This window comes from Mesorhizobium sp. M8A.F.Ca.ET.161.01.1.1 (assembly GCF_004792105.1).
Lineage (GTDB): Bacteria > Pseudomonadota > Alphaproteobacteria > Rhizobiales > Rhizobiaceae > Mesorhizobium.
Genome location: NZ_SRTD01000029.1, coordinates 1 through 20,916 on the forward strand (window position 1 = coordinate 1; position 20,916 = coordinate 20,916).

The window sequence follows — 20,916 nt, forward strand, 5'->3', positions numbered from 1 at the left end:
AGAAACCGGAGATCCATCTCAAGACGCTCGGCAAGTCGGCCGAAGAGATGGTAGATACCCTGGAACACTGGCTGGACGAGCGTGACATTGCCGAAGAGCAATATGACAATGGCGGCGGCATCTGACGCTTTTTGCTTTAGAATACGAGTGACGCGTCGATTGAAGGAGAACGCTGGCATGGTTCGGGTCGTTGGCTTCCTGCTCTGGCGTGTGCCAAGCCCGGCATGCTGATTGGCAAGCGGAACCCGCCGCCAGTTGGGCCCCTGGCACGGTCGTTCTCGAACGCTGCAAGCCTTTCGCAGGATGACAAAGAGGGCCGTCGGGAGCTGGGCGTGTTACGTGCGCCTGGCTCATCCGTTGACGCAAACAAGTCGCATGACGGTGTGTCGGCATCCACGGGACTGCGCCAAAACTCCGGCGAGGTAGTATTTGGGCGCCACGTTCGCCGCTTTTGCATGATCTGCTTGTGTCTCTTTCGCTTGTTGTCGCCGGCCTTCGCGCAGGACGATGGCGAGGACGAGGAGGAAGAAGATAGCGCCGTGTGCGACATCGATGTCGGCGGGTCTGGCTCGGAAAGCAAACCGCTCAGCGCAACCGATGGCACGGGGTCGCATCGCTACCTCGTCAACGGCGTTTGCTACGATCTATCCGGAAGCCTGCAGGGCACCCTGCAACACACCAATGCTCCGGAGCCGCATTTGGGACCTGGTTCAAGAACCGCCCGGACTTTCAGCTCCGAAGCGGATTTGCGCCTTGCAGCTGCGCGGCTGACGGGATCAGGACCGTTCAAGTTCGTCTTCGGTACTTCCTGGAGCTATAACTCCGACGATGGTTTCGACGCAGCGCCCACCTTGTCCGAAGCAACCATCGAATATGCGGGGGTAAAAGTTGGCTACGCTGAATCCCTCATGAACGCCTGGTCGGGCGATTTCCAGTTCACCGCGTCGTCGCCGTCGCTGAGCAGTTATCTGGCTTCCTACAAATACGAGATCACCGACGATCTATCGTCCTCTGTGGCGGTTGAGGCCGGTCCTCCGACCAGCCGCGGTGCAACCACCTGGGAATTCCCCAAGACGCCGCCGTATTTCACGGCGCAGCTCCATTACGAAAAAGACGACTGGATCATGCAGGTTTCGGCGGCCGCTCGTCGGCAAGAGACGCCGGCCGCGCGCTTGCTCGATTTGTCGGCCGGCAGCCGATTCGGTTGGGCAGCGACAGCCGGCCTTACGGCGCCGGTTAGATTTGCCGGTGAAGACGATAATTTTAGCGCCGGCCTTGCCTATTCGGTAGACGCGCCTGCTTTCCTTGGCACCGAAGCCGACGCCGCCGCTTTCGCCGCGCGCTTCCCCACCGTCGGCCCGATACAGGGTTGGAGCGCCGTGGCTTCGTACCATCATGAATGGTCGGACAAATGGGAGTCGAACGCGTTCGTAAGCTATGTCGCGGTGAATCTCGACCTGTTCGCGACCAACCCCTCGATCAGAACGAAGCGATACGGCGTAAATTTGATCTATCAGCCCACGGAAAAGTGGACGATCGGCACGGAAGTGGATGCGCTTAGCACACATGTCGCGCTCAACGGCGCGGTCGGTCTTATTCCGGGTGCCGATTTGAAAGGGACGACGGACTTCCTGTGGGTTACACGTGAATTTTGATCGGTTCGATGTAAACACGATCATCAAAGCTGTTGCCTCGCGGGATCTTCGACTTTTCTCCGCGCTACGAGAGCAAGAAGCCCGACAAACCTATCGTGCTAATTAGTGGCCGTTTCGGATCGCCGGCTGAAGCTCCTGGGCGGCATCCCCGCCCAGGAGCGAAAGGCGCGCGTGAACGTCCCGTGATCAGCAACAGCGCTGCGCTCCGGAACAAATGGGGCTCCTTCGGCGCAAACTGGGACGGTGGGACCGCAGAAGGCTGGCACGGCCCCAACGGACAGGCGCATCGCGCCTGTCCGGGAGCACTATTGCCAGAAGCCACCCAAAGTCACTGTATGTTGACGACGACGTAGCGCCCGCTGGAGGCCTGATAATACCTGCCGCCACAGTGCCACAGTACGGGGCCGTAGACGGTGGTTTTCACGCATGCGGCCGGGAGGCTGTTCACGTAGACACTCGTCCGACGGATTGTTCGGCGGGTGGTGCGCCTCGCAACGCCAGCGACGCTGCCGGGCGTGAGCGGATGGCCAACTCGCGCCTGCGCGTCGCCGACGAAAGAGGGGAGCGGTACAACTGTGTCGATCAGTCCGCCAAAAATCATGGCGACGGCGATCGCAGCCGCACCACCGGCCAATCTCAAGCTACGTCTTGTCATCGTTCATCCTCTCTATAAGTCAAATACCTGCGGCAAGCGCTACTTGGCCGTCAGGATCTTTATCGGCGCCGCGACGGGTAAAGTAAGAACGCGGGTTGTGGCGCCGGCCAGCCCGCCCTCTTGCTGATCTGGAATACCCTGCGCCAGGGCCTTGCGAAGATCCGGCGCAATTTCCGCGACTTGGGCGAACTTGCCGTGATTGGTCGCATCGTTGGCTTTCACATCAGACAAGTCAACGACTATCGCGCCGAGTTCTGCGAGTTCCGCCGTGTTGCTGCTCGCCCCAATCCGATCTTTGCCGCCAGCGATAAGCCTCGACAGACCCAATGCTTTGTCGTCGCGCGAGACAATGATCAAAAACGGCTTTTTTGGTTTCCCAATTCGCTGCATTTCCGATTTGAATACGTCCTCGTCGATGTCGGGGGCGGCGAGTATCACCGTACCAAGCTTGCTGGCGGAAGTGAGGTTTCCCGATATCTTGATTTGCCGAAATGCCTCGACGGTCACCCAGTTACCCATCGAATGCGCGAGGACGTTGATTTCATCGGCATCGCTGGCCAGCAAAAGGCGCAGCGTCCGCTCCAATCCGTCGCGAGCGATGGTCGCGCTGTTGTTGTCGTACACGCAGTCCAGCGTCTTGCCCCGCGAGGCCCAAACGCGATAACCCGCCGAAGGATGGAATTCATCAGCGGATCGCGGAAGCCGGTGCCATCCACGCCATCGACTACGAGTTCTATGAAGAGCTCCACACGGTCATCGAGCGTGAGCCGAGTTCGATGCTCGATCCGGAAATGCTGGGCCTGTTTGCCTCCATCGGCATCCAGAAGGGCAAGCCCTTCGCGCCGGACGAGCGAATGAAGAAGCTGCTGGTCGAAGCGCTCGCTATCGGCAACGCAACCGCCCGCGCGCTGGCCTTCCGCCCTCGCCTCGACGGCGCCCAACTCTATCCAAACAGCTCCTGGAACGCGGCTTCGTGGACGGCAGCTATGAATGGCTCCGGGACGGCGGCGAGGGCGGCCGCAATCTCGACTCCAGGACCATGTTCTTCTACCAGGCGACGGTGAACACGCCCGCCATGGTGCAGAAAATGATCGGCGTCGGTTCCCAATACGCCTATGCCTCAACCGACGTGAACGACGACTATCTGGACGGTGCCAAGACGTACAGCCTCCACATTCCCGCTAATCCGCCGGTCAAGGATTTCTGGTCCGTGGTGATCGGCGATCCGCAGACGCGCTCGGAGCTTGAGACGGGCCAGACCTTCCCGAGCAAGAACAACAAGCGCGACAAGCTCGCCGAGAACTCTGACGGTTCGGTCGATCTCTATTTCGGCCCGAAGGCCGCTGAAGGTAAAGAAGCGAACTGGGTCCAGACCGTCGCCGGGAAGGGATGGATGGTATCCGATTCTTCGGCTTTATGGCCCGCTCGAACCCTGGTTTGACAAGACCTGGCGGCCGGGCGAGTTTGAGGTGGTCAAGTAGCAGGGTTCCGCGTTCGATCCGGCATGGTTCGTTCGATTGCGGGAACGTCTGGTCGTACTGTCGATCGAAACTTGCCGGAGCGCTCGATGAGCAATGCACTGCCCACTCGAATTGGTCTTCTACTGTCGGCCGTCATTCCGATTTTCCTTTGGGTGCTCCTTGGAGCTTCCTGGGCCCAGCAGCCTCCGGACGGCGTGCCGCCCGAAAAGGCACGGCAATTCCTCGACCTGCTGTCCGATCCGGAGGTCAAGGTATGGCTCGAAGGAAAGATACCGGTAGCCGCCGAGGAACCGTCTGCCGCATCGCTGGCCGACGCAATCTCGAACTGGGAGCTGGCCGTTCGCGCACGTCTCGTCGCGCTCACCGATGCCATTCCTCGCATCCCGCAGGAGGCAGCTAACGCCGCCGGCGTCGTCTCGCGCGACGTGAATTCAGGTAGGCCCGGGCTGGTGATCCTGATCCTGGCAGTGCTGACTGTCGTCGGCTTCGGCGCCGAGTGGCTGGTCCGCCGGGCTTTGTCGCCTGGCGGTTCTGACCCAACAATTGATCCCGGACAGGCAGCCCTGTCCGAGGTCGCTGCCTTGCTGACATTTGCTCTGGCAGCCATCGGCTCGTTCCTCGCGTTCGACTGGCCGCCTTTGCTGCGCCGCATCGTGCTGACTTTGCTGCTCGCCTTCATCGCCGTGCGTGTCGTCCGCGCAATTGTCAGGTTGCTGTTTGGACTCGCCGGCGCGGAGAGCAGGACGCCGGATGAGACGCTGACAACAGTTCCTGTTGCAAACTCGACCGCGCAGCGTTTCTGGCTTCGGCGCGTGAGCCTCATCGCCGGCTTTCTGCTGTTTGGCTGGGCCGTGGTCAGCCTCATGCCGAGCATCGGTTTCTCGGTCGACGTGGCGCGGGTGGTTGCCCTGCTTTGTGGCCTGGGCATGTTGGCCATCGCCATCGAAATCGTCTGGCGGCGGCCGGGCAGCGCAGCTTCCGCTGCCAGGCATTCGCTGCTGACGCTCTATCTGATCGCGCTTTGGCTGGCCTGGGTGGCAGGACTGCTCGGCGTGCTGTGGCTCGGCCTCTATGCGCTGCTATTGCCGGTGGCGGTGCGTGGGGTTGGCAACGTCGCACAGGCCTTCGCCAGCAGAGCGCAGCGCAGCGGCGCCCTCGGCATCATGCTGAACGTGCTGATCGTCAGGGGAGCCAGGGCAGCGATGATTGGCGCGGCGGTCGCTTGGCTCGCCTATGTCTGGCGCATCAGGGCTGCTGCCCTTGCCGGCAGTGAAACAGGCGCGATCGTGATTTCGGGCCTGCTCAATAGCATCATCATCCTCCTGGTAGCGGATCTGCTGTGGCAGCTGGCGAAGGCGCTGATCGCTTATCGGATGGAGCTCGCGTCAAAAGACGGGTCAAGCGCGGACGACCTTGCCCGCAGCGGCCGGCTGCGTACGCTGCTGCCGATATTCCGCAACGTGCTTGCTGTCTTCATCGCGGCCGTCGCAGTACTGACAATCCTGTCCGGACTGGGCGTGCAGATTGCACCTTTGATCGCCGGCGCGGGCATTTTCGGCGTCGCTATCGGCTTCGGTTCGCAGACACTGGTCAAGGACGTGCTGAGCGGCGTTTTCTATATGCTCGACGACGCCTTCCGTGTCGGTGAGTATATCCAGAGCGGCAGCTATAAGGGCACAGTCGAATCGTTCAGCCTGCGATCAGTCAGGCTGCGGCATCACCGCGGCCCAATTTTCACCGTGCCGTTCGGCCAGCTCGGCGCCATCCAGAACATGAGCCGTGACTGGGTGATGGACAAGATGGCTCTCAGCATCACCTACGATTCTGACATAGACCTCGCTCGCAGGCTCATCAAGAAGATCGGTCAGGAGCTGGCCGCGGATCCTGAGTTCGCGGCCGATACGATCGAGCCGCTGAAAATGCAAGGTGTCGACAGTTTTGGCGACTCCGGGATCGACATCAGGATGAAGCTGATGACCAAGCCGGGAGGTCAGTTCGGCATCAAGCGGCGAGCCTTCATGATGATCAAGAAGGCATTCGACGAGAACGGCATCAAGCTCGCTGTTCCCACCGTGCATGTGGAGGGTGGCGGCGACAACGCGGCCGCCGCGCAGCAACTACTCAAGCTGAAGCAGGCTAAGAGCTAGCGGCAAACCCGGCGCCTGATGGCACTTCCGAATCCGGCCCGCTTTGTGACAACGCCACTGCGAGACTTGGCGAAAAAGGCCGGGACACCCCCTGCACTGCAGATTTGATCTGGCACAAATTGGGTCGTGATTTCGATCGGTATGATTATCTATGGTTCTAAATCTGCTCATCGGCACAATCGTCATAAGCCTGACGGTGCTGGTTCATACCTTTGGCCTTATCGCCGTCACACATGCGATGGGATACCTTGTGTCCCGCTTTCGCATGCACGGGCGCCGCAGCCGCATCGTCGCGATGATCAGCGTGGTGATGGGTCTCTTTGCCGTCATGACCACGGAGGTCTGGCTTTGGGCTGGGCTATACCGGATGCTCGACATCTTCGCCGATTTCGAAACTGCCTTGTACTTTTCCACCATCACTTTCTCGACGGTTGGTTACGGCGACATCGTGCCCGCCCATGCGTGGCGCGTCCTGGCGGCACTCGAGGGCGTGAACGGGTTCCTGCTAATCGGCTGGTCGACAGCCTACCTGATAGCAGCAGGCACCCGCATCGGGCCCTTCAAGGCCGGCGAGCATTTTTGACCGCAGCAGATGCTCCCATTTGCTCCCGATCAATGAACGCGCGTCAATCTGTCGGTAGGCTTTCTGTCGATGGTAACCACGAATTGCTCAGAGACAGGCGAGAGGAAGACATCCGCTTTCTGCTTCTTTCGACGAATTGACTATGTGCTACGGGAACCGCAGACCGGTCAGATCGGGAGGAAAGACATCAGGTTGGGAGGATTTAAGCATGGGCGAGGATCTATACGGCCATCATGCCGACCGCATCCAGGCGGCGATTGCCTCGGACGCTGCAGCGAAGTCCGCACTGGTTGCTTCCTGGCGACGGTCTTCCAATTTGCATCGGCTCGATCCAGCCGACTGTAGCCCCCCACGCTATCTGACGGAGGCGGAACTGGGACAGGCCGGGCAACGCATCGAACCTCTCGTCCAAGCTGCCCAATCGAGTCTCGACCGGCTCTATCTCGCGGTTGGCGGCGTCGGGTGCTGTGTCCTGCTTGCCGATCGTGACGGGGTGCCGGTCGAACGGCGCGGTGCGCCCGTCGATGACGAGACGTTTCGTTCCTGGGGTTTGTGGACTGGCTCCGTCTGGAACGAGGAAAGCCAAGGCACCAACGGGATCGGCACCTGTCTGGTCGAGCGGCGCGCTCTCACAATTCACCGTGACCAGCATTTCCATACGCGCAACACGCTGCTCAGTTGCACCACCGCTCCTATCCACGATCATGAAGGGAATCTTGTAGCCGCGCTTGACGTGTCTTCCTGCCGGGCTGATCTGACCGAAGCCTTCGCCAATCTCATCTCGATGGCTGTGGTCGACGCGGTGCGTCGGATCGAAGGTGAAAACTTCAAGATGGCATTCCCAAAGGCGCGAATTCTGCTCGCCCCAGTGACTGACAAAGGCTCCGGAGCGCTGATCGCCGTTGACGCGGACGATCTCGTGGTCGGCGCGACCCGTTCGGCGCGCCTGGCGCTTGGCATTACCCAGCAGTGTCTCGACAAGCCGATGCCCGCCGCCGATTTGTTCGGCTGGGCTGAGCGCGGCTCCAAAATTCTCGCTGAGGCAGAGCGCGGGGCTCTCCAGCGTGCACTCGCGCGCGCTGACGGAAATGTCTCGGCTGCAGCTCAGGCGCTAGGGATCAGCCGCGCGACGCTCCACCGCAAGCTCAACCGCCTGGATGTCCATCGGTCTCACTGAACTCCCTTGGCGACCATGACTGTCGCAATTCTGCGACACATCATGTCCGACCGCGGTGACCAGTGCGGTGACAACTACGGGCGAAAATCGCAAGTCTCTTCCGAAGCGTCGCATCCCGCGACGTCAGCTTTGGGAGGAAGACACATGAACAAGGTTGAATTTTCACGCTCGGTCAAGGCGCCCTTCGACAAGCGCTATGGCAATTTCATCGGCGGCAAATGGGCCGAACCGCGGTCCGGCCGTTACTTCGAGAACCACTCGCCGGTAAACGGGCAGCTGCTGTGCGAGGTGGCGCGCTCAGATGCCCAGGACATCGATGCGGCCCTGGACGCGGCCCATGCCGCCAAGGATGCCTGGGGACGGACCAGCGTGGCCGAGCGGTCGCTTATCCTCAACCGCATCGCCGACCGCATGGAGGAGAACCTCGATCTCCTCGCCTGTGCAGAAACCTGGGACAATGGCAAGCCGATCCGGGAAACGACCGCGGCCGACCTGCCTCTGGCCATCGACCATTTCCGCTATTTCGCCGGCGCCGTGCGCGGCCAGGAAGGCAGCCTTTCGCAGATCGACGACGACACCGTCGCCTATCACTTCCATGAGCCGCTCGGCGTGGTCGGTCAGATCATCCCGTGGAACTTCCCGTTGCTGATGGCATGCTGGAAACTTGCTCCCGCGCTTGCGGCCGGCAACTGCGTGGTGCTGAAGCCAGCCGAGCAGACCCCGGCCGCTATCCTGCTCTGGGCCGATCTTATCGGCGATCTGCTGCCGGCAGGCGTGCTCAACATCGTCAACGGTTTCGGCCTCGAGGCCGGCAAGCCGCTCGCTTCGTCACCGCGCATCGCCAAAATCGCCTTTACCGGCGAGACCACGACGGGTCGGCTGATCATGCAATATGCCAGCCAGAACCTCATTCCCGTCACGCTGGAACTGGGCGGCAAGTCACCCAACATCTTCTTCAAGGATGTCGTCGCCGAAGACGACGATTTCTTCGACAAGGCTATCGAAGGCTTCGTCATGTTCGCGCTGAACCAGGGCGAGGTCTGCACCTGCCCCAGCCGTGCGCTCATCCATGAATCAATCTACGACAGATTCATGGAACGCGCCCTCAAGCGCGTCGAGGCGATCGTGCAGGGCGACCCGCTCGATCCGGCGACGATGATCGGTGCTCAGGCCTCGTCGGAGCAGATGGAAAAGATCCTGTCCTACATCGACATCGGCCGCCAGGAAGGAGCGGAGTTGCTGACCGGTGGGGCGCGCAATCTTCTGCCGGGCGACCTCGCCGGCGGCTACTACGTCCAGCCCACGGTGTTCAAGGGTCACAACAAGATGCGCATCTTCCAGGAGGAAATATTTGGGCCGGTGGTATCGGTCACGACCTTCAAGGACGACGACGAAGCCCTCAGCATTGCCAACGATACGCTCTACGGTCTGGGCGCAGGCGTCTGGACACGCGATGCCAACCGCGCCTACCGCTTCGGCCGGGCAATCCAGGCTGGCCGCGTCTGGAGCAATTGCTACCATGCCTACCCCGCGCATGCGGCCTTCGGCGGCTACAAGCAGTCCGGCATTGGCCGGGAGACCCACAAGATGATGCTCGACCACTACCAGCAGACCAAGAACATGCTGGTCAGCTACAGCCCGAAGAAGCTCGGCTTCTTCTGATCGCTGCGCCCATGCGCGCGGCCCCAAGGGACCGCGCGCATGACTGGAAACCGGATAAGACCATGCATGCAAAAGTCACAGCGACGCCGGCAGCCCTTGAACTGATCACGGAGATCGTCACCGATCATGGCCCGGTGCTGTTCCATCAGTCCGGTGGCTGCTGCGACGGCTCTTCGCCAATGTGCTATCCGGTGGCTGGCTTCATCATCGGTGACCAGGATGTGTTACTCGGCCACATCGGTGAGGCGCCATTCTACATCGGGGCCTCGCAATTCGAAGCCTGGAAGCACACCGATCTCATTATCGACGTAGTGGCTGGTCGCGGCGGCATGTTCTCGCTCGACAATGGACGCGAGAAGCGATTCCTGACGCGGTCGACGATTTGCGCTGTCAGATGAGGATGTGGGTCATCCATCGGGTCATGGACACGGCCGTCATAGGCTTGACGGCCCTGACACAACGTTCGGTCCCATCGCATTCAGTTCGCGACCAAGCCGCCGCTCAGACCGCTACCGAATGTCTCGCCTTGCCGGTTTCGAAATACTTGTCGAACTTCGCGGCGACGCTTCTGACAAAGGGCCGGCTTTCCACCGGCACGACGAAGTGGTCACCGTTCAATTCAAGCATCGGCGCTGGATCAAGCAGGGCGGTCGAGCTTGCCTTGCTGAGAAGCTTTTGGCCGGCTTCGCCGAAGCGCTCAACCAAGTCGATCGCGGAAAAGGCGAAGTCGCACATCAGCCGTTCGATGATCCAGCCGCGAACGCGATCATCCATGGAGAACGCGATGCCTCTGACGGTCGCCAGCCCGCCGTCAGCCACCATGCGGCCATACTCTGTGGTCGAAGGCATGTTCTGTGCATAGCCTTGCCGATACTGGCTGATGGATGACGGACCGAGGCCGATCAAGGTTTCGCAGCGATCCTCGGTATAGCCCTGGAAGTTGCGGTGCAACGTCCCTGAGCGCGCGGCCAGCGCCAGCGCATCGCCTGGTTTTGCGAAATGGTCGAGCCCAATTGCTTCATATCCTTGGTCGAGGATGGCGCGCGCTGCCAGTTGCGATTGGGCGAACCGCTCCTCCGGGCCTGGCAACCAGGCGTCGTCGATCATTGTCTGATGTTTCTTGAACCATGGCACATGAGCATAGCCAAAAAGCGCGATCCGGTCCGGCTCCAGCGACAGCGCCTGTTGGACCGTGGATAGGACACTCTCCCTGGTCTGGTGCGGCAAACCGTAGAGCAGGTCCAGGTTGACCGATTCGACACCGCGCGAGCGAACGCCGTCGACGACGGCTTTGGTCTGCAAAAAGGTCTGCTCGCGATTGATGGCCTTCTGGACCTTGGGGTCGAAATCCTGGACGCCGAGGCTCGCTCTCGTCATGCCTATTTCGGCAAGCGCGTCGAGGCGGGCTTCGTCCATGTCGTTGGGTTCGATTTCGACGCTGATCTTGGCGCCGGGGAGGAATGCAAAGCTGTTGCGCAGCACTGTTGCCAGCGCCACTATGTCCTGCGGTTTGAGCATCGTCGGCGAACCGCCGCCGAAATGGACGGCATGCACGCGGCCCTTGCCTCCGACAAGACTGGCAACGGTAGAGATCTCGGCATGCAGTGAGCGAAGATAGGCCGTCACGGGCTCGTAGTGGCGCGTCTGCTTGGTATGGCAGGCACAGAACCAGCAAAGCTTGTCGCAATAGGGGATGTGCAAATAGAGCGAGATCTCGTCGCCCTCGTTGAGCGCCTGCAGCCAGCCACGACAAGCGGCAGCATCGACGCCCGGATGAAAATGCGGCGCCGTTGGGTAGCTGGTATAGCGCGGCACGTTCTCACCAAGTCTGGCAACTAGATCTGGCCGCATGTCGCAATCAACTCCGGGCTGTGTCGCGCGATACTGCTCACCAGGGGCGACAACCGCCTTGATCTCGGTCAATGCCCATCGGCTGCGGACAAACTGCCGCAAGGCTTTTTGCTGGGCCGATGCTATATTCTGACGGGACCTATGGTTCCGCGGACGACCACGATGACAGTGCGCCAGGATGTACACAGCGCCGGCATTCCCGTGCTTTGCCAATCATGCGAAGCGCGGCACCACGGTGTTTGCGGAGCGCTCGATCCCGAACAATTGGTCGGCCTCGCCAAGACCTCGTCGAAGCATACCGTTGAACCGGGCGTGGAATTGATTGGCGACGCCGAAACCGTCGACAGTTACTCGAACGTGCTTTCCGGCGTGGTCAAGCTTACAAAGAGCCTTTCGGACGGGCGCCAGCAGATTGTCGGGCTTCAATTTGCTCCCGATTTTCTGGGCCGGCCCTTCAAGGTGGAAAGCGCGATCAACGCCGAAGCCGCAACGGCAGTCTCCCTGTGCTCGTTTCCGAAGGCCGCCATCGAACGGATGATGAAGGAATCGCCGGAACTGGAGCACCGTCTCTTCAAGCAGACGCTGAATGAACTCGATGACGCCCGCGATTGGATGGTGACGCTGGGCCGCAAGAGTGCTTCGGAAAAGGTGGCGAGCTTTCTTCTCATGATCGCCAGAAACATCGACCCCACGCTTGACCCGGCCGCCCAGTCGACAAGTTTCGACCTGCCTTTGACCCGCGCCGACATCGCCGATTTCCTTGGTCTGACCATCGAGACCGTCAGCCGCCAGCTGACCAGGCTGCGATCAGATAGCGTAATCCGGATAGAGAACAATCGGCATGTTGTCGTGGATAGCTTGGACCGGCTGCAGCGACGCTCCGGCGCCTAGGATCAATCGACGATCCCGATCATAGGGAGGACGTGCTCGCGTTCAAACGCTATGTGCCGGCGCAAGTTCTCGAACAGGCCGCGTAACATGAAACCGATGGCCTCGGGGTTCTCGACTGTCTCGCCATGACCGATGGCCAGCAGAATTTCGGTCACCTCACCGGCAAAGCACTCATCTTCCACATGTTCAGCCCGCAGTCGCCGGGTTGAAGCAAGGTTCGCATTACTGCCGACCACGGCCTCCTCGTAGGCGGGGAAGATGACTGTCTCTTCATATCGATGGATGTCGCGCAGCAGCGGGACGATGGCGTTGGCCGTGCCGAGGCACTTCAGACGATCGACGCTGGGCAATGCATCCGCGATTCTCTCCAAGGCATCGCAGAGTTGCAACTTTTCCCTGTGCGCGCGCTTCATCACCGCGGCCGGGACCACTTCTGTGGATCGGTCAACTGGTGCGGCATCTCCATCGCGTACTTCGAACAGCGACGATCCTGGCCCTTTCTTCCGGCTCAACGGCGACCCTCCAGTCATTTGCAGACCAACGCTGCCCAATCCGAAAGCACTGAGCTTTGACATGGATCAAGGCGGCGACAACGCAACTGCTGAATTGGTGTCCACGCGGATTGGCGTCCGCGCATCGGTATCCAAGGTCGGGGGCATCTCATGAAGTTCGGCACACCAATCTTCGCTTTGGGCCTGTTCACATTTGCGGCTCTGGTGGCCGCCGGCTTCGGTGCAGATGAGCCTTTCCGACAGCATATGTGGGTGCTTTTTTTCGTGCTGCTCGGTTTTGTCGCCATCCTCCTCCGCAACACGAAATTCGACGTGGCCGCGCCGGTCGACCCCTCCGCTTACATGGACGGACCCATCCGCTACGGCGCCATCGCTACAATGTTCTGGGGGGTGGTCGGCATGCTGGTCGGCGTCGTCATCGCGCTGCAGCTTGCCTACCCTGATCTCAATATCCAGCCCTGGTTCAATTTCGGCCGCCTGCGGCCGCTGCATACGTCGGGCGTCGTCTTCGCCTTCGGCGGCAATGCGCTGCTGTGCACATCATTATACGTCGTGCAACGCACCTGTCGCGCCCGGCTCTTCGGTGGCGATCTCGCCTGGTTCGTGTTCTGGGGTTACCAGCTCTTCATCGTGATGGCCGCGACCGGCTACCTGCTCGGTATCACCGAAAGCCGCGAATACGCCGAACCCGAATGGTATGTCGACATCTGGCTGACAATCGTCTGGGTTGCCTACCTCATCCTGTTCCTTGGCACGATCCTGAAGCGCAAGGAACCGCATATCTATGTCGCCAACTGGTTCTATCTGTCCTTCATCGTCACCATCGCGATGCTGCACGTCGTCAACAATCTGTCGATGCCGGCTTCTTTCCTTGGATCGAAGAGCTACTCGGCGTTCTCGGGTGTCCAGGACGCCCTGACGCAATGGTGGTACGGCCACAATGCCGTCGGCTTCTTCCTCACGGCCGGCTTCCTCGGCATGATGTATTATTTCGTTCCCAAGCAGGCGAACCGGCCGATTTATTCCTACCGGCTGTCGATCATTCACTTCTGGGCGCTGATCTTCCTCTACATCTGGGCCGGTCCGCACCACCTCCACTACACGGCCCTGCCCGACTGGGCGCAGACATTGGGCATGGTGTTTTCGATCATGCTTTGGATGCCGTCATGGGGCGGCATGATCAACGGCCTGATGACGCTCTCGGGCGCCTGGGACAAGATCCGCACCGATCCAATCATCCGCATGATGGTGATGGCCATCGCCTTCTACGGCATGTCCACCTTCGAGGGACCGATGATGTCGATCAAGACGGTCAACTCACTGTCGCACTATACCGACTGGACCGTCGGCCACGTCCATTCCGGTGCGCTCGGCTGGGTCGGCATGATCTCGTTCGGCGCGATCTACTACATGGTGCCGAAGCTCTGGAACCGTGAACGTCTTTATTCGCTGCGGCTGGTCACCTGGCACTTCTGGCTGGCGACGCTCGGCATCGTTGTCTACGCGGCGGTGATGTGGGTATCCGGCATCATGCAGGGTCTGATGTGGCGTGAATACGACGAGCAGGGTTTCCTGGTCTACTCCTTTGCTGAAACCGTCGCCGCCATGCACCCATACTATGTCATGCGTGCCATCGGCGGGGCCATGTACCTCTCCGGCGCCCTGATCATGGCCTGGAACATCACCATGACCATCCTTGGATACAAGCGCGCGGAAGAGCCGATGCCGGGCTCCGCACCCTCCCTGCAGCCTGCCGAATAAGGAGCCAGAGAATGAGCCTGATGGACAGACACGCACTCATCGAGAAGAACGCCACGCTTCTTCTCGTTGGCTCGCTTCTTGTGGTGACCGTCGGCGGCATCGTCGAGATCGCGCCGCTCTTCTACCTCGACAACACGATCGAGAAGGTGGAAGGCATGCGCCCCTATTCGCCGCTCGAACTTGTCGGGCGCAACATCTACGTGCGCGAAGGTTGCTACCTCTGCCACAGCCAGATGATCAGGCCGTTTCGCGACGAGGTCGAGCGTTACGGCCACTACAGCCTGGCTGCGGAGTCGATGTACGACCACCCCTTCCAGTGGGGATCCAAACGCACCGGGCCAGATCTCGCCCGGGTTGGTGACCGTTATTCGAATGCCTGGCACGCCGCGCACCTTGCCGACCCACGCTCGGTGGTGCCGGAATCGGTCATGCCGAGCTATGCCTTCCTGAAGGACGCGCAGATCGAGGTGAAGGATTTCTCTACGCACCTGATCGCCAACAGGCGTGTCGGTGTCCCCTATGCCGATGACATGATCGCCAACGCCAACGCCGATCTGATGGCGCAGGCCGACCCGAATGCCGACACCTCCGGCCTTCAGAAAAGATATCCCAAAGCCAAGGTCGGCGACTTCGACGGCAATCCGCAAAAGGTGACCGAAATGGATGCCCTCGTTGCGTATCTGCAGATGCTCGGCACATTGGTCGATTTCAAGAATTACGACGAAGCCGCCGGCTACCGCTGAGGAGAGTTATCCATGCAATACAATTTGATGCGGGAGTTTGCTGACAGTTGGGGCCTGGTCGCCATGGCGCTTTTCTTTGTCGGGGCAATTGTCTTCTCCCTCCGCCCTGGCAGTCGCAAGCTGGCCGACGAGGCTGCCCGGATCCCCCTTGAGGACGAGTAATCATGAGCGACGAGCACATCGACGAAATCTCTGGCGTCTCAACCACGGGCCACGAATGGGACGGCATCAGGGAGCTGAACAATCCGCTTCCGCGCTGGTGGGTCATGACTTTCTACCTCACCATCGTCTGGGCGATCGGCTACACGATCGCCTATCCGGCATGGCCACTGCTGCACTCGGCGACGAAGGGTGTGCTCGGCTATTCCAGCCGCGGCGAGGTCAAGAACGAGCTGACCACGGCTGAAGCCGCCAAAGGCAAATATGTCGCGGCGGTGCAATCCAAGACCGTCTCGGAGATAGCCGCGGACGATGCCTTGCGCGAATTCGCAGTCGCTGCAGGTGGCGCCGCATTCAAGGTCAATTGCGTGCAATGTCACGGCTCCGGTGCCCAGGGCTCCAAGGGCTTTCCCAATCTCAACGACGACGACTGGCTTTGGGGTGGCAAGGCTGAGCAGATCCAGCAGACGATCACGCATGGTATCCGCTTCGCGTCCGATCCGGACACGCGCTTGTCGGAAATGCCTGCCTTTGGCGACATCATAACCGCCGACCAGATCGCCCAAGTCAGCGCCTACGTTGCCAGCCTGTCCGGCAAGGTCCACGATGCTAGTCTGATCCAGCCCGGGGCCAAGGTCTTCGCAGAAAACTGCGTTGCCTGTCATGGTGACAACGCGAAAGGCAACAAGGAGCTCGGCGCCCCCGACCTGACCGACGCGATCTGGCTCTATGGCTCGGGCGAGACGGCAATCGCCGACCAGGTTCGCGCACCCAAGCAGGGCGTCATGCCAGCCTGGGGAGCGCGTCTTGGCGAAACCAAGGTCAAGGAACTGGCCGTCTACATCCATTCGCTTGGCGGTGGAGAATAGGAAGCGGGGACCTGTTCTCGACCCTTCACCTTCCAGGCGACGAGGCCCGGCCCAGCCGGGCCTCGACTCTTTTCCGCAAAGCCAAGATTGACCTGCATCAACGCGGGCAGGTCCACCGGGCGGCATTGTTGCCCGGCGCATTCAAATCGCCGTCTGCGTGTAGAGCGGAGAAAAGTCGTTGCTGGACAATACGCAGGTAGAGCGGCTGGAAGCCGAGGCGGTCAATTCCGCCAAGATCCGTCAGCCTCTTTATGCGCCGCGCAAGAAGATCTTTCCAAAGCGCGCCTCAGGCAGCTTTCGCCGCTTCAAATGGCTGGTGATGGCGATCACGCTTGGCATCTACTATCTGACGCCGTGGCTGCGTTGGGACCGTGGTCCGTTTGCACCCGACCAGGCGGTGCTGCTCGATGTCGCCAATCGGCGCTTCTACTTGTTCTTCATCGAGATATGGCCGCAGGAATTCTTCTATGTGGCGGGCCTCCTGGTCATGGCCGGCGTCGGTCTTTTCCTGATCACCTCGACTGTCGGCCGTGCCTGGTGTGGCTATGCGTGCCCTCAGACGGTGTGGGTCGATCTGTTCCTCGTCGTCGAACGCGCGATAGAAGGCGACCGCAATGCCCGCATGAAGCTCGATACGGGTCCCTGGACCGCCCGCAAACTGGTGCTGCGCGTATCAAAGCATGCGATCTGGCTGGTCATCGGCGCGGCGACTGGAGGCGCCTGGATTTTTTACTTTGCTGACGCACCGACACTGCTCGGCCAGCTCTGGACCGGCAGCGCCGCACCCGTGGCCTACATCACCATCGCCGTGCTGACGGCAACCACCTACACGTTCGGCGGCCTGATGCGTGAACAGGTCTGCACCTATATGTGCCCATGGCCGCGCATTCAGGCGGCCATGCTTGACGAAAATTCTCTCACCGTCACCTACAACGACTGGCGCGGCGAACCGCGTTCGCGTCACGCCAAGAAAGTGCTGGCGGTTGGCCAGCCCGCAGGCGACTGTGTCGACTGCAACGCCTGTGTCGCGGTCTGCCCGATGGGGATCGACATTCGCGACGGCCAGCAGCTCGAATGCATCACCTGCGCGCTTTGCATCGACGCCTGCGACGGTGTCATGGACAAGCTCGGCAGGGAGCATGGGCTGATCGCGTATGCGACGCTGTCCGACTACAACGCCAATATGATGCTGGCGACAGCAGGCGGCTCCAGCCCAGTCAATCCATCGCTCGTCAGGACCGCTGGCGGCGCTTTCTCCGACAAGGTAGCGCATTTTCACATTCGCAAGATCTTTCGGCCGCGCACCTATGTCTACATGGGCTTGTGGTCGCTGATCGGCCTTGGCCTGCTCTATTCCCTGCTGACGCGCGATCGGCTCGAACTAAACGTGCTGCATGATCGCAATCCTCAGTTCGTCACGCTTTCCGACGGGTCTATCCGCAATGGCTATACCGTCAAACTGCTCAACATGATCCCCGAGCCGAGGACGATCGTCGTCACGATTCAAGGCTTGTATGGAGCTGACATGAGCGTGGTCGGCGAAGACATCCCGGCAGGCCGCTCCTTTGCCATTCCGGTCGAACCCGACCGCCTGAAAATGCTGAAGGTCTTCGTCCGCCAGCCGGCGGACCAGATCCGCGCCCCGGCGCAGACCTTCAAATTCCGCGTCGAGGACAAGGCCAGCTTCGAGTCCAACGAATACACCGCCACTTTCAACGCTCCAGAGGCCGCCAGATGACCGCCAATGCCCAGAAGCCTCGGGAATTCACGGGCCGGCACATGCTGGTCATTGTCCTCGCCTTTTTCGGGGTGGTGATCGCGGTCAACCTGACCATGGCAACGCTTGCCAACACCAGTTGGACCGGCCTCGTCGTCGAAAATACCTATGTTGCGAGCCAGCAATTCAACAAGCAGGCGCAGGAGGGCCGGGCGCAAGCGGCACTCGGCTGGACAGGCAAGCTAACCATCGCATGGGGCCAAGTCCGCTACAGCATCGCCGACGCAGCCGGCAAGCCGGTTCCTCTGCGCGGCGTGAAGATGGTGTTTCGTCATCCCGCATACGAGAAGGAGGACGAGTCGGTCACGCTGGCCCTTGCTTCAGGCCAGGAATTCGCGGCGCAGCATATTCCAAAGGACGGCGTCTGGATCGTCGAGGTCGACGCCGATGCCGGCCTGGATAGGCCGTACCGCGACGTCCGTCGGATCATGATTTCCGATGGAGCGCTGCAATGAGCTGTTGCGCACCGGGCACCGAAATGGCGCTGGATCTGGGCAGCGCCGCATCGACGCTGCCATCCAGCCAGGAGATCAGGCTCGCCAGCCGCTCGCTTGGCGACAATCTTCGGCAGACCGATCTTTCAGTGCCGACGGTTCATTGCGCCGCCTGCATCCAGACGATCGAGACGGCGCTGGGAAAGATCGACAATGTCGAAGGCTCGCGTGTCAACCTTTCGACGAAACGCGTCGCGATCCGGTGGCGTGGGGACGAGGTGCCACCCTTCGTCGCCGCGCTTGGCAGGCTAGGCTACGAGGCGCACCTGTTCGAAGTCGACGCTGATAGGAAAGACAAAACGCTTGCCGAACTGATCCGCGCCGTCGCCGTTGCCGGCTTCGCGGCCGGAAACATCATGCTGTTGTCGGTCTCGGTCTGGTCAGGCGCCGAAGGGGCCACCCGCGACCTGTTTCACTGGGTCTCCGCGCTGATCGCCATTCCGGCGCTCGCCTTCGCCGGCGGTATCTTTTTCCGATCGGCCTGGAATGCGCTGCGCCATGGCCGCATGAACATGGACGTTCCGATCGCGGTCGGTGTTTCACTTGCCTACGCGATGAGCCTCTATGAGACGATCAACCATGGCGAGCACGCCTATTTCGATGCTTCGGTATCGCTGCTGTTTTTCCTGTTGATCGGCCGCACGCTGGATCACGTAATGCGGGAACGTGCCCGCACCGCGGTGAAAGGCCTGTCGCAGCTGGCCTCGCGTGGCGCCATGGTGGTTCGCGGCGATGGTGCGCGCGACTATCTACCGGTCGGCGAGATCGAACCGGGCATGCGGTTGTTGATCGCAGCCGGCGAAAGAATCCCCGTCGACGGCAAGATCATCCAGGGAGCGTCGGATCTCGACTGCTCGCTGGCTTCAGGCGAAAGCACGCCAAAAAACGTAGGGCCCGGTGAAGCCGTGCAGGCCGGCGTGCTCAATATCACCGGCCCGCTGACCATCGAAGCCACTGCCGCCGCAAGGGATTCGTTCCTGGCGGAGATGGTGCGGCTGATGGAGGCCGCGGAGGGCGGCCGCGCGCACTATCGCCGCATCGCCGACCGCGTCTCGGCGCTCTACGCCCCCGTGGTGCATCTCACCGCCTTCTTGACATTCCTTGGCTGGGTGGCGGCGACCGGCGACTGGCACCGGGCCATGACGATCGCTATCGCTGTTCTCATCATCACGTGCCCCTGCGCGCTTGGCCTGGCAGTGCCGATCGTTCAGGTGGTCGCCGCGCGGCGCCTGTTCGAGAACGGCATCATGGTCAGGGACGGCTCGGCCGTGGAGCGCCTGGCAACAATCGACACGGCTGTGTTCGACAAGACCGGCACGCTGACGCTCGGCCAGCCCCGACTCGTCAACGCGCCATCGGTCAGCCCAGATATGCTGGCCCTGGCAGCCGACCTGGCCACGCATTCGCGCCATCCGTTCTCAAAGGCCATAGCCGGCTTTGCCACTCTGGGCGGCCGGTTCAAATTCGAGGCCGTCACCGAGCATCCTGGGTTCGGAATCGAGGCCACTGCAGCCGGGAGCACATGGCGCCTGGGCCGACGCGGATGGGCCGGCTGGAAGGCTCGAACTGGCGGCGAAGGCAAACACGGATACGGTGGAACGGTCCTGACAAAGAATGGGATGATTGTCGCATCCTTCATTTTCGACGATGTGCTTCGCGCCGATGCCACACCAGCCATCGATCGGTTACACGACGCCGGGGTATCTGTCGAAATGCTGTCAGGGGATACAGCGGCAGCCTGCGCCGATGTTGCGAAGGTGCTTGGTGTCGAAGACTTTGTCCCCTGCCTGCTGCCATCCGGCAAGGTCGAACGCATCGAGACCTTGGCGAAAGACGGACACAGGGTTCTGATGGTTGGCGACGGTCTCAACGACACGCCGGCACTAAGCGCTGCGCATGTATCGATTGCACCGGCGACCGCCGCTGATATTGGCCGCAACGCTGCGGACTTCGTCTTCCTGCGCGAGAGCCTTATGGCCGTCCCGCTGGCGTTGGACGTCTCGCGCCAGGCAGGACGCCTGATCCGGCAGAACATCGTCATCGCGATCGTCTACAATGCGGTCGCAGTACCGATAGCGATCCTCGGGCACGTTACGCCCCTGATCGCGGCGATCGCCATGTCCGCCTCATCGCTGCTTGTCATTGGCAATGCTCTACGCCTGCGATCGTCGCAACCGTTCTCAACGGCCAAGGATGTTCGCCGCAACAGGGTGTCCAACTTCAACAACCTGGTCCGATCGTCATGACCACTCTCACCTACCTCATACCCGTCGCTCTCTTTCTTGGTGCGCTTGGCTTGGGGGGATTCCTGTGGGCATTGAAGAATGGCCAATACGAAGATCTCGACGGAGCCGCCGAGCGAATCCTGATTGATCTGGAAGACAAAAGCGGCGACTGATATTCAGAAAGACGCTGGTGGCAGCGCACCGTTACTGAAAACCGCGACACCGAACTTTCACATGTCAAATCGTGACCCACAAGACCTCTGCATCCCGAGCT

General features: G+C 60.9%; 18 protein-coding genes and 2 pseudogenes. 16 read left to right on the forward strand and 4 right to left on the reverse strand.

Annotated features, from left to right (window positions below; all coding sequences use genetic code 11):
* The first annotated feature begins 224 nt into the window (after positions 1 to 224).
* Complete coding sequence (locus EN804_RS33195) at positions 225 to 1,655, forward strand: porin (protein WP_135922193.1); 1,431 nt, start codon at positions 225 to 227, stop codon at positions 1,653 to 1,655.
* Between the two features lie 328 nt (positions 1,656 to 1,983).
* Here the strand turns inward: EN804_RS33195 and EN804_RS33200 are convergent, their stop codons facing one another.
* Positions 1,984 to 2,256, reverse strand: a complete 273-nt coding sequence (locus tag EN804_RS33200) for a hypothetical protein (RefSeq protein ID WP_127275987.1) — start codon at positions 2,254 to 2,256, stop codon at positions 1,984 to 1,986.
* A gap of 93 nt (positions 2,257 to 2,349) precedes the next feature.
* A pseudogene (locus EN804_RS33205) lies at positions 2,350 to 2,952 on the reverse strand (alpha/beta hydrolase); the annotation flags it as partial.
* A 331-nt stretch (positions 2,953 to 3,283) separates the two neighbouring features.
* Between EN804_RS33205 and EN804_RS33210 the strand changes: the two are divergent.
* The 6 genes and pseudogenes from EN804_RS33210 (at position 3,284) to EN804_RS33235 (ending at position 9,758) form a co-directional block, all read left to right on the forward strand.
* Positions 3,284 to 3,751 (forward strand): DUF1214 domain-containing protein, encoded by a 468-nt coding sequence (locus EN804_RS33210; protein WP_246693523.1) that lies wholly within the window; start codon positions 3,284 to 3,286, stop codon positions 3,749 to 3,751.
* Positions 3,752 to 3,877: 126 nt separating this feature from the next.
* Positions 3,878 to 5,961: pseudogene (locus EN804_RS33215) on the forward strand (mechanosensitive ion channel family protein); the annotation flags it as partial.
* Positions 5,962 to 6,089: 128 nt separating this feature from the next.
* On the forward strand, positions 6,090 to 6,521 hold the full coding sequence (locus EN804_RS33220) for a potassium channel family protein (RefSeq protein WP_127275975.1): 432 nt from the start codon (positions 6,090 to 6,092) through the stop codon (positions 6,519 to 6,521).
* A gap of 208 nt (positions 6,522 to 6,729) precedes the next feature.
* The gene (locus tag EN804_RS33225; protein WP_127275976.1) at positions 6,730 to 7,698 is read left to right on the forward strand and encodes a helix-turn-helix domain-containing protein; all 969 of its coding nucleotides are present in this window, start codon (positions 6,730 to 6,732) and stop codon (positions 7,696 to 7,698) included.
* Positions 7,699 to 7,842: 144 nt separating this feature from the next.
* Positions 7,843 to 9,360 (forward strand): aldehyde dehydrogenase, encoded by a 1,518-nt coding sequence (adh, locus tag EN804_RS33230; protein WP_127275977.1) that lies wholly within the window; start codon positions 7,843 to 7,845, stop codon positions 9,358 to 9,360.
* Between the two features lie 62 nt (positions 9,361 to 9,422).
* Positions 9,423 to 9,758: a DUF779 domain-containing protein gene (locus tag EN804_RS33235; RefSeq protein WP_127275978.1), complete on the forward strand. Its 336-nt coding sequence runs from the start codon at positions 9,423 to 9,425 to the stop codon at positions 9,756 to 9,758.
* A gap of 103 nt (positions 9,759 to 9,861) precedes the next feature.
* Here the strand turns inward: EN804_RS33235 and hemN are convergent, their stop codons facing one another.
* A complete protein-coding gene (hemN, locus tag EN804_RS33240; protein ID WP_127275979.1) occupies positions 9,862 to 11,211 on the reverse strand; it encodes an oxygen-independent coproporphyrinogen III oxidase in 1,350 nt (449 codons plus the stop codon).
* Positions 11,212 to 11,373: 162 nt separating this feature from the next.
* Between hemN and EN804_RS33245 the strand changes: the two genes are divergently transcribed.
* Entirely contained in the window at positions 11,374 to 12,102 is a 729-nt protein-coding gene (locus EN804_RS33245; protein ID WP_127275980.1) for a Crp/Fnr family transcriptional regulator, read from the forward strand.
* A 2-nt stretch (positions 12,103 to 12,104) separates the two neighbouring features.
* On the opposite strand, the gene EN804_RS33250 is transcribed toward EN804_RS33245, so the two are convergent.
* On the reverse strand, positions 12,105 to 12,515 hold the full coding sequence (locus EN804_RS33250; RefSeq protein WP_127275988.1) for a hemerythrin domain-containing protein: 411 nt from the start codon (positions 12,513 to 12,515) through the stop codon (positions 12,105 to 12,107).
* A gap of 249 nt (positions 12,516 to 12,764) precedes the next feature.
* Between EN804_RS33250 and ccoN the strand changes: the two genes are divergently transcribed.
* From ccoN to ccoS, 8 genes are all read left to right on the forward strand, one after another.
* Positions 12,765 to 14,375 carry a cytochrome-c oxidase, cbb3-type subunit I gene (ccoN, locus tag EN804_RS33255; RefSeq protein WP_127275981.1) on the forward strand — a complete coding sequence of 537 codons (1,611 nt, stop codon included), beginning with the start codon at positions 12,765 to 12,767 and terminating at the stop codon, positions 14,373 to 14,375.
* Between the two features lie 11 nt (positions 14,376 to 14,386).
* On the forward strand, positions 14,387 to 15,118 hold the full coding sequence (ccoO, locus tag EN804_RS33260; protein ID WP_135922195.1) for a cytochrome-c oxidase, cbb3-type subunit II: 732 nt from the start codon (positions 14,387 to 14,389) through the stop codon (positions 15,116 to 15,118).
* Between the two features lie 12 nt (positions 15,119 to 15,130).
* Entirely contained in the window at positions 15,131 to 15,280 is a 150-nt protein-coding gene (locus tag EN804_RS33265) for a cbb3-type cytochrome c oxidase subunit 3 (protein ID WP_127275983.1), read from the forward strand.
* A 2-nt stretch (positions 15,281 to 15,282) separates the two neighbouring features.
* On the forward strand, positions 15,283 to 16,146 hold the full coding sequence (gene ccoP / locus EN804_RS33270) for a cytochrome-c oxidase, cbb3-type subunit III (protein WP_127275984.1): 864 nt from the start codon (positions 15,283 to 15,285) through the stop codon (positions 16,144 to 16,146).
* 178 nt (positions 16,147 to 16,324) lie between these two features.
* Positions 16,325 to 17,884, forward strand: coding sequence for a cytochrome c oxidase accessory protein CcoG (ccoG, locus tag EN804_RS33275; RefSeq protein ID WP_127873531.1), 1,560 nt, complete (start codon positions 16,325 to 16,327; stop codon positions 17,882 to 17,884).
* Positions 17,881 to 18,378 carry a FixH family protein gene (locus tag EN804_RS33280; RefSeq protein ID WP_135922196.1) on the forward strand — a complete coding sequence of 166 codons (498 nt, stop codon included), beginning with the start codon at positions 17,881 to 17,883 and terminating at the stop codon, positions 18,376 to 18,378. Before ccoG ends, EN804_RS33280 begins: the two co-directional genes overlap by 4 nt.
* A complete protein-coding gene (locus EN804_RS33285) occupies positions 18,375 to 20,663 on the forward strand; it encodes a cation-translocating P-type ATPase (RefSeq protein ID WP_135922197.1) in 2,289 nt (762 codons plus the stop codon). The genes EN804_RS33280 and EN804_RS33285 overlap by 4 nt, the downstream gene beginning before the upstream one ends.
* Positions 20,660 to 20,815 (forward strand): cbb3-type cytochrome oxidase assembly protein CcoS, encoded by a 156-nt coding sequence (gene ccoS / locus EN804_RS33290; protein ID WP_135922198.1) that lies wholly within the window; start codon positions 20,660 to 20,662, stop codon positions 20,813 to 20,815. The genes EN804_RS33285 and ccoS overlap by 4 nt, the downstream gene beginning before the upstream one ends.
* Positions 20,816 to 20,916 lie beyond the last annotated feature (101 nt).